The organism is Halalkalibacter krulwichiae (assembly GCF_002109385.1).
Lineage (GTDB): Bacteria > Bacillota > Bacilli > Bacillales > Bacillaceae_D > Halalkalibacter > Halalkalibacter krulwichiae.
This window is the reverse complement of sequence record NZ_CP020814.1, coordinates 4126241-4140959: the sequence shown is the minus strand read 5'-3', so window position 1 is coordinate 4140959 and position 14719 is coordinate 4126241. Positions and strand designations below refer to the sequence as shown.

The 14719-nt window shown below is 33.2% G+C and carries 14 protein-coding genes and 1 pseudogene; 14 read left to right on the top strand and 1 reads right to left on the bottom strand.

The window, feature by feature from the left end; genetic code table 11:
- Positions 1-3 precede the first annotated feature (3 nt).
- From BkAM31D_RS20885 to galE, 8 genes are all read left to right on the top strand, one after another.
- Positions 4-1110 carry a glycosyltransferase family 4 protein gene (locus BkAM31D_RS20885; RefSeq protein ID WP_066157510.1) on the top strand — a complete coding sequence of 369 codons (1107 nt, stop codon included), beginning with the start codon at positions 4-6 and terminating at the stop codon, positions 1108-1110.
- Positions 1111-1141: 31 nt separating this feature from the next.
- Positions 1142-2323: a hypothetical protein gene (locus BkAM31D_RS20880; RefSeq protein ID WP_066157507.1), complete on the top strand. Its 1182-nt coding sequence runs from the start codon at positions 1142-1144 to the stop codon at positions 2321-2323.
- 45 nt (positions 2324-2368) lie between these two features.
- Positions 2369-3277, top strand: a complete 909-nt coding sequence (locus tag BkAM31D_RS20875; RefSeq protein WP_066157504.1) for a glycosyltransferase — start codon at positions 2369-2371, stop codon at positions 3275-3277.
- Between the two features lie 28 nt (positions 3278-3305).
- Entirely contained in the window at positions 3306-4430 is a 1125-nt protein-coding gene (locus BkAM31D_RS20870) for a glycosyltransferase family 1 protein (protein WP_066157501.1), read from the top strand.
- 119 nt (positions 4431-4549) lie between these two features.
- Complete coding sequence (locus BkAM31D_RS20865; protein ID WP_085449846.1) at positions 4550-5596, top strand: glycosyltransferase family 2 protein; 1047 nt, start codon at positions 4550-4552, stop codon at positions 5594-5596.
- 160 nt (positions 5597-5756) lie between these two features.
- Positions 5757-7043, top strand: coding sequence for an oligosaccharide flippase family protein (locus BkAM31D_RS20860; RefSeq protein WP_066157496.1), 1287 nt, complete (start codon positions 5757-5759; stop codon positions 7041-7043).
- A gap of 149 nt (positions 7044-7192) precedes the next feature.
- On the top strand, positions 7193-8359 hold the full coding sequence (locus BkAM31D_RS20855) for a nucleotide sugar dehydrogenase (protein WP_066157494.1): 1167 nt from the start codon (positions 7193-7195) through the stop codon (positions 8357-8359).
- Positions 8360-8392: 33 nt separating this feature from the next.
- Complete coding sequence (gene galE, locus BkAM31D_RS20850; protein ID WP_066157491.1) at positions 8393-9388, top strand: UDP-glucose 4-epimerase GalE; 996 nt, start codon at positions 8393-8395, stop codon at positions 9386-9388.
- A gap of 93 nt (positions 9389-9481) precedes the next feature.
- Here the strand turns inward: galE and BkAM31D_RS20845 are convergent, their stop codons facing one another.
- Entirely contained in the window at positions 9482-10201 is a 720-nt protein-coding gene (locus tag BkAM31D_RS20845; RefSeq protein ID WP_066157489.1) for a hypothetical protein, read from the bottom strand.
- Between the two features lie 277 nt (positions 10202-10478).
- Here BkAM31D_RS20845 and BkAM31D_RS24020 point away from each other — a divergent pair, with 277 nt between their 5' ends.
- From BkAM31D_RS24020 to BkAM31D_RS20820, 6 genes and pseudogenes are all read left to right on the top strand, one after another.
- Positions 10479-10631 (top strand): hypothetical protein, encoded by a 153-nt coding sequence (locus BkAM31D_RS24020; RefSeq protein WP_169801132.1) that lies wholly within the window; start codon positions 10479-10481, stop codon positions 10629-10631.
- A 132-nt stretch (positions 10632-10763) separates the two neighbouring features.
- Complete coding sequence (locus BkAM31D_RS20840) at positions 10764-10970, top strand: hypothetical protein (RefSeq protein ID WP_066157486.1); 207 nt, start codon at positions 10764-10766, stop codon at positions 10968-10970.
- Between the two features lie 332 nt (positions 10971-11302).
- Complete coding sequence (locus BkAM31D_RS20835; protein ID WP_066157483.1) at positions 11303-11707, top strand: hypothetical protein; 405 nt, start codon at positions 11303-11305, stop codon at positions 11705-11707.
- Positions 11676-12903 (top strand): annotated as a pseudogene (gene istA, locus BkAM31D_RS20830) (IS21 family transposase). The gene BkAM31D_RS20835 and the pseudogene istA overlap by 32 nt, the downstream one beginning before the upstream one ends.
- Complete coding sequence (locus BkAM31D_RS20825; RefSeq protein ID WP_084372330.1) at positions 12903-13532, top strand: ATP-binding protein; 630 nt, start codon at positions 12903-12905, stop codon at positions 13530-13532. Before istA ends, BkAM31D_RS20825 begins: the two are co-directional and overlap by 1 nt.
- Before the next feature lie 29 nt (positions 13533-13561).
- Positions 13562-14662 (top strand): recombinase family protein, encoded by a 1101-nt coding sequence (locus BkAM31D_RS20820; RefSeq protein WP_066157480.1) that lies wholly within the window; start codon positions 13562-13564, stop codon positions 14660-14662.
- Positions 14663-14719: the final 57 nt, after the last annotated feature.

Genomic DNA, 14719 nt, shown 5'->3' with positions numbered 1-14719 from the left:
GGAATGAAAATACTATATGTTACAACAATATCTAATACTGTAAATGCGTTCTTAATACCACATATAAAACTTTTGATTGAACAAGGTCATCAAGTTGATGTTGCCTTCAATATTGTTCAAGAAGTAAATCCGGAATTAACAAACTTAGGATGTACTGTACACAATATTGAATTTCAACGATCTCCTTTAAATAGGGTAAACTATTCAGCATATAAAAATTTAAAGAGACTAATTAATAGCGAGAAGTATGATTTAGTTCACACCCATACACCTGTTGCTTCAGCTTGTGTAAGGTTAGCCTGTAGGAATAATCGGAATGTCAAAGTTGTTTATACTGCCCACGGTTTTCACTTTTATAGCGGTGCTCCATTGATTAATTGGGGGATTTACTATCCAATAGAACGTTGGTTGTCTAGAAATACTGATGTACTTATCACTATTAATAAAGAAGACTATGAACGAGCAAAAAAATCTTTTAAAGCTGGAAAGATAATGTATATTCCTGGAGTTGGTCTTGATACTAACAAGTATTGCAGTATCGCAGTTGATAGAGAAAAAAAACGTAAGGATTTAGAAATTCCTGAGGAAGCATTTGTTGTACTCTCGGTGGGTGAACTTAATAAGAATAAAAACCATGAAACTGTTATTAAGGCTATAGCAAAGTTAGATAATCCAAATATAGTTTATGTAATATGCGGACGAGGTGAATTAGATAGTTATCTAAGAGAATTATCAATAAAATTGGGAATAAGTAATCAAGTAAAATTATTGGGTTTTCGCAACGATATAAAAGAGATTTGTCAAGTATCGGATGTCTTTGCATTTCCGTCTTATAGAGAAGGGTTATCAGTTGCTATGATGGAAGCAATGGCTTCGGGGCTACCTATAGTCTGCTCGGACATTAGAGGAAATAATGATTTAATTGAGGATGGTAAAGGTGGTTATTTAGTAAAACCAGATGATATTAATGGTTTTTCTAATGCTATAAAAAAAATATTTAAAGCTGAGGATTTAAGATATGGTTCAATTAACTTAAAAGAAGTTAAAAAATATTCGTATGAAAGTGTAATAAAACAGATAAAAAAAATTTATGAAAGTTATACTTTGTAAATGAATGTGACTAATAAATGAAGGTGTTTAAATGAGGCAAAAAAGATTTCTACTGGTGGCAACGCAACAGATTCTTTTTCTATTTTATTTAATATTAACTACATTTTTTTATTTTTTAGCTATAAGGCAAGGAAATGAGGGTGTAACATTTAGATTTTTAGGCGGCGGGGACGACGGGATGTTTTATTGGGAAGAATCTCAGAAGATAGCTGCTGGACAGGAGGCAATATTAACTTCAATTTACCCACTGATAATTGGTAATATTATGAGGATTACTGGTATCGAAAGTGTATATTTTATTAGGATATTTAATTATTTTGGATTCATAATATTAACTTTTTTAGGGTTATATCTAATTAGATTATTCTATAAGCTTGAACAAATAAAATTAGGAAGAGACTTAAATCCTATATACACCTCAAAAATCTTAATGTTGTTAAGTTTTGTATGTTACGTCAGCCTCTTTATGAATATAAGTTTGTCAATAAATAGAGATATTTGGATTTATTCTTTTTACATTTTATCTTTAATATTAAGTATAAAGGTTATTTTTAATAAAAAAAATAGATTCTTATTTTTAATATTATTGTTTCCATCTCTTTGGTTATTAGGGGAATTTAGAGGGTATGCTTTAGCTTCTTTCATTATTAGTATAATTCTTTATTTATTGTATAAAGGTTTTTTAAAACTAAGAAGGCCTATATTAACTCTAACGGCATTTATTACAGTTTTTGGAGTTTACTACACATTATTCATGGACTACAGTATTCCTTATCTAGATATGTCCCTTAGGGGGGCTTTAAACTATAGGCATTCAGCGATAACATTATACTCAGGTGGAAGTCAGATGTGGATTAACTTAGATCATCCTTTTTTCCCTGTTTTTTTCATCAATTATTTCCATAGTTTTATAGGTAATTTAATAGGGCCTTTACCTTGGCATTTGAGCGGTATAAGTACTTTATTTATATTTCTTTTTGAAACTATACCAATGATTCTTATACTATTATTTATATGGAAGAAAAGAAATTTACTTTCTAAAGTGCAGATTTATGTTTTACTTCACGCGTTTGTTTGGATAGGTTTAATAGCTGTTACAAATGATAATATAGGGACTGCAACCAGATTAAGAGCCGTTGGCTGGATTTTAATATTAATTGTATTTGTATCAGTTTATTCAAAGAATAGATATTTTAAGAAGAAGATTATTTGAAAATATTAAAAATTAATTATTATAGGAACGTCGGTGATAAAATTAATGATTAAAATTTTATTTATACGAAGTAATAAAGCCTTTTTGCCAGAAGTAGAGGCATATATTCACTACTTCAATAAAACTGAGGGTTTTAAAGCATACGATTCTTCAAAATTTGAAGGAGAATATATGTTAGAAGATTTTGATGTTGTTTGGGAATTTAAAGGTTTAGGGGGACTGAAAATAAAAGAAGACCAAATTCTGATCCACGAGTACGCTTCTTTATCTACAGGATCTTTTCCAAAATTTAAAAATTTAATGAAGACTACGATTAACCCTAAGCCAAACTTGAGGATATTTCTTAACGAAAATGTTAGATTAGGCTTTGGGTTTAAAGATAGCATTGAGTATTGTTACAGAGATATGGGGATTGATGAGAATTTCCTTAAATTGAGAAGTAGTAAAAAGGATTATGATTTTGTTTACGTAGGTTCGATTTCGAGAGAAAGAGAAGTTGAAAAACTATTAGAGAACTTTAGTAAAAATAAAATTGGTAAAATTTGCATGGTCGGGAATGTAGATAATGAAATATTCAACAAATACAAAAATAATGGAAATATTATTTTTACGGGAAAGGTTCCATATTCTGAGGTACCAAAAATTGCTTCGAAAGCTGTTTATGGTATAAATTTTATGCCTGATAAATATCCTTTTAAATTACAAACTTCTACAAAGTTACTTGAATATTTAGCACTTGATTTAAAGGTGATTACTACCAACTATAGTTGGGTAAGGCAGTTTGAGAGATCCCATAATTGTTCATTTTATAAAATGAACATGAATGAATTTAATATTAATATCAATGAATTAGAAAAATATGAATTTAAAAATAATTTAAACGTAAATGACTTCTTATGGGATAGGATTATTGAACAATCAAAAATAAAAAAGAACATACTTCAGCTTATATAAAATTTTTGTTCAAAAAAGGAGGGACTAAATGAGTCATAAGGTTAAAGTTTTGCATATATGTGGGTCAATAACCAGTAGTGGCGGTGTAGGTGCTTTTTTAATGAACTATTACAAAAACGTTGATATAAATAAAGTTCAATTTGATTTCCTGACACACAATAATACAGAAGAACAATTAGTAAAAGAGATTAATGACATGGGAGGATCGGTTATTAAGATTACACCTAAATCTATTAGCATTTGGAAAAATATATATGAAGCATTTAAAATTATTAATAAGAGATCCCCCCATGAAATAATTCACATTCACACAGCCAGTACCACTAGTTTTTTGTATCTATTAATTGCTAAATTGGCAGGAAAGAAGAAAAGGATAGTTCATTCGCATGCAACAGATTTAGAAAAACCAAAAGGTTCTTTTCAACATAGAATACACAATTTGCTAAGACCAATTATGCTATCATTGTCTACCGATCTATTTGCTTGCTCAGAGGCAGCTGGAGATTGGTTATTTGGTGTGGAACGGAGAAGCAAGGTTAGGCTCGTTAACAATGCTATAGACTCAAAAAAGTTTTTATATAATAAAAGAAAGGCGGAACAAATAAGGAACTCAATGAATATCGATGATAAATTGGTTATTGGCAATATCGGACGTTTTTCCTATCCAAAAAACCATCATTTTATAATTGATATTTTTAACGAAGTAGTTAAGGTGAATCCAAATGCACTACTTTTGTTAATTGGAAGTGGTGAACTTATTGATGAGATTAAACAAAAGGTTTTTGAATTAAAACTAAATAATAAGGTAAAATTTCTAGGTGTTAGAAATGACATCCCGGATTTACTCAATGCCATGAATGTATTTTTGTTACCGTCTAAATTTGAGGGGTTACCAGTTGCATTGATTGAAGCTCAGGCTTCGGGTCTCAAGATATACGCGACAGATACAATTACATCAGAGGTAGAGGTAACTGAATTAGTTACAAGGTTACCTATTTCTGAAAGTCCAAGGTTTTGGGCAGAGAAAATAATTCAGGATAGTAACCAGTTAGTACGTAAAAGTACTTACGAGGAGATTGTGAAAAGTGGATATGATATAAAAAGCAATGCAAAATGGCTTGAAAACTTTTATTTTAATAAAACTTTTAAATAAATCGCATTTTAATATATTTATATTTTTAAAAAAACGAAGAGTTAATTTAATAAAGGTTTAATTTTAAAACATCGTAAATAATAATTTAGCAAGGTAGTAAAAATAAAGGAGTTAAACTAATAAATGATCCCCCTTTAGTTACGGTTTTTATACCATTATATAATTGTGAAAAATATATAAAAGACGCACTGAATAGTATCGTTAATCAATCATATTCAAATTTAGATATTCTAATTGTTGATGACGGATCAACTGATAATTCTCTAGAAATTGTAAAATCTTTTGACGATCCTAGAATAAGAATAGTTGAAAACCCTGAGAATAAAGGAATTCCCTATACGAGAAATAAAGGTTTAAAAAATGCTAAAGGCAAATATATGGCTATAATGGATGCTGATGATATTGCTACCTTTGATAGAATTGAAAAGCAGGTAAGGTACATGGAAGAAAATTTGAATATAGACGCAATTGGTACTTATTTTAAGTTGTTTGGTCAAAAGCTTAAGAGGACAGTTAAGCCTGCACTATGCTCTCCTGAAGAAATTAAAGTATGTCTATTATTTTCTAATCCAATTGGTAATCCTACATCGTTTATTCGTTTAGACACATTAAATAAATATAATATTAAGTACAACTTAGATTACTTTGTAGCTCAAGATTATGATTTTTGGGCTCAGCTTTCAAAAGTTGGTAATCTGGCTATTTTACCAGAGGTATTACTTAATTATCGAACTGGCCACTCAAATATTACAAAAACATCAATACAAACTAAGGCAGTTAAACGAAAGAAAGTTATTAACTCAATTCATCAAGACCTTTTAAATTATTACGGCTTCGAGTTAACAAAAGATGAAATTCAAATTTACTACGATTTCTACAATGACGCACCACAGAATGGTATGAGTGGAATAACAATTCTTGATCTATCAAATTTACTAGAGAAAATGATAAAGCAAAACAATGAGAAAAAGATTTTTGAAGAGACTCTGTTTTTAAAAGTACTGTTTAACACTACTTTTAGTATGGGTATTTTAAATAATCCTTTTATAACTCTTGAGAATAAAATTGAATTATATAATCGTTTAACCTATATGTGTAAAGCGCCGAGAAAAAGTAAGGAAAAATTCTATTTTATGTTGAAGCATTTATATCGATTATTTAGGTAAATAGGTATTTAACTTTTATTTATTTTTTTTTAATAAGTATTTAAGACATTATGGTGTGATAGTTTCCTTAATTTAACGAACTATTAAGTTATTCTGGATAAAGAGGATAACATTTTCCTATTTATATAATTAGTCTTAATGATGGCTGAGGGGTAGTTTAATGAGAAATAAGGTAAAAAATTTGTTTAAAAAACCATTTGTGAGGAATGTGTTAATAATTTCTACGGGGACAGCAGCAGCTCAAGCAATTACCATGTTATTTGCTCCTTTTATTACTCGAATATATGGTCCTGAAGCATTCGGTATGCTAGGGGTTTTTACAGCGATAGTTGCTGTAATAGCCCCCGTGGCTGCATTAACTTATCCTATTGCTATCGTATTGCCTAAAAATGATGGTGAAGCAAAAGGTTTAATTAAAATTTCTTTATATGTTTCTGCAATAATAGCTTTAATTGTAGCGTTAGTACTATTATTTTTCCATAATTCAATAGTTCATTTATTAAATATTGAGGAGATTGCTCCATTTCTATACCTTATCCCTTTAGTTATCATATTTTCGGCTTTTTTACAAGTGAGTGAGCAATGGTTAATACGTACAAAACAATTTGGAGTTACTGCTAAAGTGACATTTATGAACGCATTAATATTAAATGTTGCCAAAGTGGGATTGGGATGGTACAACCCTGTTGGAGCCGTTCTAGTTATTTTAACAACACTAGGAACTGCAGTGAATGCAATAATGCTAATTCTTGGTTCAAAGAATTTTAAGGATAAAATTGAGGTAAGCTCAACAAATATATTAACGATTAAAGAACTAGTGAAAAAATATCGTGATTTTCCTCTATATAGATCACCTCAGGTATTTGTTAATGCAATTTCCCAAAGCTTGCCTGTCTTATTATTAACAAGCTTCTTTGGCCCTGTGTCAGCTGGATTTTATACAATTAGCAGAACTGTTCTTATTATGCCAATCTCACTTATTGGTAAATCTGTCGGAGATGTTTTTTATCCTAAAATTACAGAGGCAACAAATAACGGTAAAAATATATCTGAGATGATACTAAAAGCAACATTAGCATTAGCAGTCTTAGGTGTTATCCCATTTGGAATTGTGATAGCTTTCGGACCATGGTTATTTGGATTAGTTTTTGGCTCAGAATGGATCTTGGCGGGTGAATATGCTAGATGGTTAGCCTTTTGGTTATTTTTTATGTTTATAAATAAACCAAGTGTTATTGCAATTCCAATTTTAGGATTGCAGAAAAGTTTTTTGGTTTATGAAGTAATCAGCATTATTGCAAAAATCTTAGCTTTAATATTTGGATTTTTTATTTTTGAAAATGATGTGGTTGCCATTGCGTTATATTCATTAATTGGTGTTTTTGCATATATTTATTTGATTTTATGGGTATTAAAGTCAAGTAAAAGTTATTCGAAAAGGTATTAATTCCTTCTTCTAGAGGGCCTATATTTCTAATTTGATCTAAATAAGTTTATTAATGATGCTAATTCTCAGTCTGTATCTGTTAAGAAGGTGATTAAGCGGAGAATTACCATAACATGAACACTGACTTATAGTAAGGGTGTGTATTTATAATGAAAATAGCAATTGCAGGAACAGGTTATGTTGGCCTTTCTAATGCGATATTATTAGCTCAACATAATGAAGTTATAGCACTAGATGTTATACAAGAGAAAACAGATATGATTAATAATAGAAGATCTCCCATCGTTGATAGTGAGATTGAAGAATTTCTAGCAACAAAAGAATTAAATTTAATTGCAACAACAGATAATAATAAAGCTTTTAAAGATGCAGAGTATGTAATTATTTCTACTCCTACAAACTATGATCCAGAAAAGAATTATTTTAATACCAAAACTGTAGAAGATGTTATTGCGAGTGTATTATCTATTAATCAAGATGCAGTAATGGTCATTAAATCAACTGTTCCAGTAGGTTATACAGAGACAATTCGTGAGAAATTCGATACTAATAATGTTATTTTCTCACCAGAATTTTTGAGAGAAGGTAAGGCTTTATATGATAACCTATACCCATCAAGAATAATTGTAGGAGAGCAATCTGAAAGAGCTAAAGTATTTGCTAATTTACTAGTGCAGGGTGCTCTTAAAGAAGATATTCCAGTTTTGTTTACAAATTCTACTGAAGCTGAAGCTATTAAACTTTTTGCTAACACCTACTTAGCAATGAGAGTGGCTTTCTTTAATGAGCTAGACTCATATGCAGAGGTAAGAGGCTTAAATGCTAAGGAAATTATTGAAGGTGTAGGCCTTGATCCTCGAATTGGGAACCACTATAACAATCCATCGTTTGGTTATGGAGGTTATTGTCTACCGAAAGATACAAAACAGCTACTTGCTAACTATGCTGATGTTCCAAACAATATTATGGGTGCGATTGTAGATGCTAATAGAACTAGAAAAGATCATATTGCAGACATGATCCTTAAGAGGAATCCCCAGAAAGTTGGCATCTATAGACTTACAATGAAAACCGACTCAGATAATTTTAGACAATCTGCCATCCAAGGGGTTATGAAGCGTATTAAAGCGAAGGGGATAGAGGTTGTTATTTATGAACCATCATTTCGTGAGAAGACATTTTACAACTCTAGAGTTATAAATGATTTTGAAGAGTTTAAGAGAGTAAGTGATGTTATTGTAGCAAATAGAATAAATGAAGATTTAAGGGAAGTAAGAGAAAAGGTATATACTAGGGATTTGTTTAGTAGGGATTAAGATATTAATTAAAAATTTGGGGTGAATAATTCCATGAACATACTCGTAACCGGTGGTGCCGGATATATAGGATCACACACTTGTGTTGCTTTGCTAGCTGCAGGACATTCAGTAATTATTGCAGACAATCTTTGTAATAGTAAGCGTGAGAATGTTGATAAAATTATAGCAATTGCTGATAAAGAAGTTACTTTTTACGAAGTTGATGTAACTGACCCTGAAGCAGTTGAGGTGCTTTTTAAGAATTATAAGCTCGATGGTGTCATTCACTTTGCTGGCCTTAAGGCAGTAGGTGAGTCTGTTGAAAAGCCATTATCTTATTATTTCAACAACCTTGTCAGCACCATGCTGCTTGTAAAAGCTTGTGAAAAGTATAATGTAAATAAATTTGTCTTTAGTTCATCGGCTACTGTATACGGAGACAATACTGTGCCGTTTGTTGAAACAATGGATCTTTTACCAACTACTAATCCATATGGGGAAACAAAGGCTATGAGTGAGCGGATTTTAACTGATATAGCTAAAGCCAATCCAGGTATCTCTGTATCATTGCTCCGTTACTTTAACCCAGTTGGTGCTCATAAGAGTGGATTGATAGGTGAAGCTCCTAACGGTATTCCTAATAACTTGATGCCATATGTAACACAAGTGGCAAAAGGAAAGTTGGACAAGCTTAGAGTATTCGGAAATGATTATCCAACTGTAGATGGGACAGGCGTTAGAGATTATATACATGTGGTGGATCTGGCAGAAGGCCATGTTGCCGCCCTTGATAATATAACTGAAGGTGTTCATATTTATAATCTAGGAACTGGCCAAGGTACTAGTGTATTAGAGTTAGTAAAAGCTTTTGAAGAAGCAAATGATATCGAAGTTCCTTATGAAATTGTTGATCGTAGACCAGGTGATATCGCTTCATGTTATGCCGATGCTTCCAAAGCTGAAAGGGAGCTTGGCTGGACAGCAAAACGTGACATTGTGGCAATGTGCCGTGATGCATGGCGATTTGAGAAGAGTTATAAGGAGTAAAAAGTATTTTCTATTATGTAATGGTAATGGCCCGCTTAGCTAATATAGCTGGGCGGGCTGATTTGTGTTGACTTTTTAATTATCCCTTGTGATTTAATCTATTCTATAGCTACTTAACATCTCTTCTTTTAAAATTTTACCCAATTCTAAGTCTATTAACATAATGTATATATTAGCACGAAGTGATATAGGTGCTCTTTTGAAAAAAAATTCGTAAGCTTTTTTATCATTAACTACAATGGTAAACTTATCAGTTTCCTTTAATTCAAACGTTGCAATTTGCCCATACAGGTGGTTTGAGTTCATGAAGGAAAAATGACGACGCTCAGGATTTACAGGCATAAACTCCAAATACCATCTTGTATACCCTTCATTATCAATATTTAATATCATGTCTGGAAACCTTAGTCTTTCCTCTGATTTCTCCACACTCCATTTAAATGGACTTTCATATAAATCAGCCAAGATAACTTGTTTAAATCTTCTCTCTAATTCGTCACGTTGCATTCTTAAATTTATTGGTGATTCTCTTTCATCTATATTTTTTTGATCTTCATCTGTAGCTTCATTCTTCGCTATATGTCCTGCCGCAACCATGAGATCTTTATATGTAACTTCATTGTGTGCTTTTGCCGCGAATTTCGATATCGTTTCCGGAGTTGGCGGTGAAGCAATCATTTGTCTAAGAAACCTAGAGATGTGAGCAGCACTTACACCCGTTTCATTTGCGAAATTATTTATGGATCTGTTACCTTTCGCTTGTTGAAGTAGCACGGCAAACTCCTCTTTATTGAATTGTTCCTCACTAACCATATTAATTCACCCTCACTTTAACTTATAATATTATTATAGTTTAACCATTTAGTATAGTCAATAGACAACGAAAATAATATCAATAAATGTATTGTGTAAACTTTATTGGCGTGATATAATAAATTCGAAATTGAGTGTTGGAAAATTATGTGATGCATTATTTATTTTACCTACATATTTTTTTACCTCAATCATTGACTATAAACAACACTAAAAATGAAGTGTTAACAACGAAACATTAAATTGGATTACATGATACTAAAAGGAGATGGATTTAATGGTTAAAGTAGTAAAATGCCCAGTTTGTGCAAAAAGGTTAATGGACATGCTTTCAGCAAAGGAAGCGAATTTACAAATAAAATGTCCAAAATGTAAAAAGGTAATTAGTGTTTCACTTATAGATAATCAGATACATGGGGAAGCGGTGTAACCTGTTATAGTAATTGCTATGTGCAAGCCTTTCACAATTCTCACTGTACAGAACGTATGTTCTTTTATAAAATATAATCATAGCGTACTTTTCATTGGATTAACTTCAGCGTAGTAGTTAGGAGGAAAACATATGATAAAAGAATTTGAATTAACAAGAGTGGAATGTCCTGCTTGTGGTTACAGGATGCTTGATAAAGGGGATGAAGCTGCAGGGCTCGTTCAAACGAAGTGCACCAGATGTAAACGGGTTTGGGAAGTTGAACTCGAAACAGGTAATTTCAAACAAGTTAGCGGAAAACCAATAACGAGACGAAAAGGAGATAGCGATTCATCATGAGTTGCAAAACAATTCTACCTTAAGGTCCGGGAAATCAGTATAACTGATGTTTCTGGGCCTTTTTAATTTTTCACCAATAAGTTCATATCACGATGATACCAAGCGAGGAATCGATGGCATTACCCAGGCTGGATCAATTTTGAGAAGAAATGATCATCCAGTAAGTGAATGCACATTAAATCAAAATAATTGGTACCGAGTAATGGAGTCGTGATGTGAACTACCTAAGACCGGGCACAAACCTACCTACAAAACATGTGGGTAATTGTGCTCGGTCTTTTTTTTGTTCTTTTTTCTGATGGCTCCTTGCCGGGCCGTAGGAGGAAAAAAGAATGGGTAAGTTTATTAAAGTCGGTAAGGAACGAGTGTCAGTAAGTGAAGAGATTTACAGAGAGTACTACAAAATGAAAAGACGTGAGCGATACATGGAAGAGGATATTAAAGTAGGGCGGATCAACGTTGACGTTAATACAGAAACGATTGATTTTCTTCCAAGCAAAGAAGATTCAATCAATCGTTTGATGGACCAAGGTGCAGACTTTGAAGGCGAACAACTGGTAGAGGATATTATTTGTGATAAAGCAACACTATTAATCTTGCAGGTGTTAACAACGGTGATAAAATCCCTTATATCAACGGTTTCAAATTCCCCTAAAATAACGGACAATAGTTTCAAAACTAGAAGATATTCGGAGTGGAGAAACTATGGTCAAGATTGGGGAATTTTTTATGATTAGAGAACTTTACCAGAAAGGATGGACAATCAAAGCAATTTCGGAGGAGACCGGCTTTGATCCAAAGACAATTCGAAAATACATAAAACAAGACACTCTCCCTGAAAGGAAACCAGTTAAAGGGAAGCCAAGTAAATTAGACCCATTTAAATCGTATCTCTTAGAACGGATTAAAGAAGGGACAACAAATTGTGAGGTTTTATTAGATGAAATTCAATCATTAGGATATCAGGGGAAGTTAACGATATTAAGAGAATTTGTTAAACCATATAGAGTTAATCCGAAGAAGCAGGCAACCTTACGGTTCGAAACACCACCAGGCAAACAAGCTCAAATGGATTGGGGATATGTTGGGAAGTTTCTTGTAGATGATATCGAACAAGATGTATATGCTTTTGTAATAGTATTAGGCTATTCTCGAATGAAGTACGTTGAATTTACTACCAGTATGGATCTTGAAACGCTAATGAAATGTCATATGAATGCCTTCGCTTATTTTAATGGAGTTCCTGAACAAATACTCTATGACAATATGAAAACGGCTGTTACCAAACACTCTCCTGTTGAAATTCGATTCAATCAAAAGTTTGAAGATTTCTTAGCTTACTATGGCATTGCGCCAAAAGCATGCAAGCCATATAGACCTCAAACAAAAGGAAAGGTTGAGAATGTAGTTGGTTATCTAAAGAAGAATTTTATGCAGCGTAAGCATGAACCAACCATTTCATGCATTAAATGAAGACGTAAGAAAATGGCTTGATAAAACGGCTAACCTTAAGCCAAATGCTACAACTAATGAATCTCCTCTCAAGAGATTTGAAGTTGAGGAAAGATACTTAGCTAAAAGCAATCTAAAACCTTCATTCCCTATAACTAAATGGGAAATTCGAGAAGTGAGTCGGGATTCCTTTGTCTCATATAAAGGTAAACGTTATTCCGTTCCCTTTCGTTTCGTTGGAGCAACGGTAAAAGTAAAAGAAACACTCGAGCATCATTTGGAAATTTATGATGAATATGAGTGTATTGCGAAGCATCCTATCATTTCAGGGAAAACAGAAATGTATATGAACTTAGAACATTATAAAGGGCTGAAAGAGACACATAAAGGTTTGGCGACCCGTCTCAATCAACCCCAAGGCCTTGAAGTAGAACAACGTTCTCTCCAAGTGTATGAACAATTAGAAGGGAGCGATAATTGATGACCACTCAACTTCTAACCGAACGACTATCACAAGTCGGATGGCACCAAACTGCCGACCAAATTGATGGTCTTTTAGAAGATGCATCTAGAGATAATGTACCATATTCTGAGTTTCTTAACACTATCCTATTAAATGAAATTGAAAAGAGAGACTCGGTTGCACTAGAGAAAAGGCTACTAAAAGCAAAGCTTCCTTTTCAAAAGACCATTCATGACTTTGATTTTAAGTTTCAACCAAGTATTAGTGAAAAAAGAGTAAACGAAGTTTTAACCTGCAGGTTTATTGAGAACGGAGAAAATGTTTTACTCCTGGGTCCTCCAGGGGTGGGTAAAACTCACTTATCCGTAGCATTTTCAATGGAAGCAGTTATTAAAGGCTATTCCTCTCTCTTTATAAGGGCAGATGATTTTATAAATGAGTGTAGAAAAGCTGAGAAGGCAGGTTTAATCAATCGAGTAATAAAGCGATGGAGCCGTCCTGATCTATTAATCATAGATGAATTAGGCTATTTTCCTTTTGACGACTTCAGTGCAAATATCTTATTTCAAGTAATATCAAAACGGTATGATAAAAAAGGGGCATTAATAATAACTTCTAATAAGATTACCTATTCCAACAAACGGTAGCCCTTCAAAATGGTCAAAAGCGAAATGTTTTGAATGAAGGCCAAGAACCTCAATATTATATTGAAGACCATCACGAACCGATTGTTTCAAAGAAAAAATGGGAGGAAGTACAGAAAATCTTAGATGAGCGAGCGGAAGCGATCAAGCAGAAACGTTCAGCTCCTTTGCCGGGAATCAATGAGGACAAGAATGAGGCGTTCTTAGATAAGGTGGTTTGTGGGGAATGCTCAAAACAAGTGGTCCATTTTGCGAATAAACGACCACGAAAAAATGGTGACTATTATCAACATTATTGGTTCTGTTATCGGGCAGGCTTTCCACATTATCATGTACATGAGCCTTGTGATTCCATGGCTCATAACCAGGACTATTATGAGCAACATTTTCGACACTTGTTAACGAATATTTATGAGGACTCTACATTTTATCAGAAGGCGGAGCAGGCGATTGAACAGATGGACTTAACGTCAGAAGAGAAAGACAAAGAAGAGCAGCTGGAACAAGAAGTTCAAGCATTGAATCAAGAACTGTACAAGGTGGTTGATGAAAGCCTTCATGGACAGGGACGAAATACAGAACGTGTCGACCAAATGACTGAAAAGCTGTGTGCCATGTATGAGAGGCTTGCAGCTTTTAGAGATCGGAAAGAGAAAGCAGAAGAGGAACGCAAAGCACTCAAGCGATTTATGAAAAACTTGAAGGCTTATATAAAAAGTGAATCAAAAGCCTTCCCAACTGAGATCTATACGGACGTTGTGAACCATGCGGCTGTTTATAAAGATGGAAGGATTGTGTATCATTTGCGTTTTGGTTTGGAATGGACAACAGACGAAGTGTATGCAACTTTTCAGGAGCAATGTGAAAAACAGCGGTGGGCGAAGTTTAAAGAAAAACACGAAGCTCTTCTTAAAGGGCCAGAAGTAGCGGCTCTGCTCGAGTACTGTCAAGAACCGAGGACAGTAAAAGAGATGTTAGCTTTCATGCAGGAAAGAATGCAAATCGGTAAAACCAAGCTTGTTGATAGAATAGTTATGCCATTGTTTAAAGAAGGAACGTTTGAACGCTTCCTGCAAAAAAGGGCACCGAACATTAGAGAATATGCGTATCAAGTAAAAGAAGATCAGGAATAAGTGTAATCTAGCAATCTATTAATCTATCATAAGAAAAACGACCAATTAGGCTCATCT

What these genes read in the sequence shown, in the direction of transcription:
- BkAM31D_RS20885 (WP_066157510.1), top strand. Translation starts at nt 4, where the DNA reads ATGAAAATACTATATGTTACAACAATATCTAATACTGTAAATGCGTTC.
- BkAM31D_RS20880 (WP_066157507.1), top strand. Translation starts at nt 1,142, where the DNA reads ATGAGGCAAAAAAGATTTCTACTGGTGGCAACGCAACAGATTCTTTTT.
- BkAM31D_RS20875 (WP_066157504.1), top strand. Translation starts at nt 2,369, where the DNA reads ATGATTAAAATTTTATTTATACGAAGTAATAAAGCCTTTTTGCCAGAA.
- BkAM31D_RS20870 (WP_066157501.1), top strand. Translation starts at nt 3,306, where the DNA reads ATGAGTCATAAGGTTAAAGTTTTGCATATATGTGGGTCAATAACCAGT.
- BkAM31D_RS20860 (WP_066157496.1), top strand. Translation starts at nt 5,757, where the DNA reads ATGAGAAATAAGGTAAAAAATTTGTTTAAAAAACCATTTGTGAGGAAT.
- BkAM31D_RS20855 (WP_066157494.1), top strand. Translation starts at nt 7,193, where the DNA reads ATGAAAATAGCAATTGCAGGAACAGGTTATGTTGGCCTTTCTAATGCG.
- galE (WP_066157491.1), top strand. Translation starts at nt 8,393, where the DNA reads ATGAACATACTCGTAACCGGTGGTGCCGGATATATAGGATCACACACT.
- BkAM31D_RS20845 (WP_066157489.1), bottom strand. Translation starts at nt 10,201, where the DNA reads ATGGTTAGTGAGGAACAATTCAATAAAGAGGAGTTTGCCGTGCTACTT.
- BkAM31D_RS24020 (WP_169801132.1), top strand. Translation starts at nt 10,479, where the DNA reads ATGGTTAAAGTAGTAAAATGCCCAGTTTGTGCAAAAAGGTTAATGGAC.
- BkAM31D_RS20840 (WP_066157486.1), top strand. Translation starts at nt 10,764, where the DNA reads ATGATAAAAGAATTTGAATTAACAAGAGTGGAATGTCCTGCTTGTGGT.
- BkAM31D_RS20835 (WP_066157483.1), top strand. Translation starts at nt 11,303, where the DNA reads ATGGGTAAGTTTATTAAAGTCGGTAAGGAACGAGTGTCAGTAAGTGAA.
- BkAM31D_RS20825 (WP_084372330.1), top strand. Translation starts at nt 12,903, where the DNA reads ATGACCACTCAACTTCTAACCGAACGACTATCACAAGTCGGATGGCAC.